The organism is Micromonospora craterilacus (genome assembly GCF_003236315.1).
Lineage (GTDB): Bacteria > Actinomycetota > Actinomycetes > Mycobacteriales > Micromonosporaceae > Micromonospora > Micromonospora craterilacus.
The window spans coordinates 1-396 of sequence record NZ_POTY01000598.1 but is presented as its reverse complement, the minus strand read 5'-3'; the positions used below and the strand labels follow the sequence as shown (position 1 = coordinate 396).

Here is a 396-nt window from a genome sequence, read left to right as displayed (position 1 = left end):
GCGTGCAGCAGTTCCGCGACATCGGGCCCGACGAGCGTGAAGCCGACGATCACCTTGCGGTCCTCGTCGACGACCATGCGGGCGTGCCCCTGGTATCCGTCGGCGTGAAGGGCCGATCCTGCGACGGCACCCAGGTCGTAGTCGACGACGCGGACTCGGAAGCCGGCGGCCTCGGCCGCGGCCGCGGTCAGTCCCACCGATGCGATCTCCGGCTCGGTGAAGACCACTTGAGGCACCGCGCGCTCGTCAGCTGTGACGGCGTGGCGGCCCCACGTGCTGTCGTCGACCGCTTCTCCCTTGGCGCGCGCCACGATGACATCGCCCACGGCGCGGGCCTGGTACTTGCCCTGGTGGGTCAGCAGCACGCGGTGGTTGACGTCTCCGGCGGCGTACAGC

General features: G+C 70.7%; 1 protein-coding gene. It reads right to left on the bottom strand.

The features are described 5' to 3' along the window. Positions 1 to 396, bottom strand: a 396-nt coding sequence (locus C1I95_RS34625) for an oxidoreductase dimerization domain-containing protein (RefSeq protein WP_146605971.1), incomplete at both ends; no start/stop codon positions are given.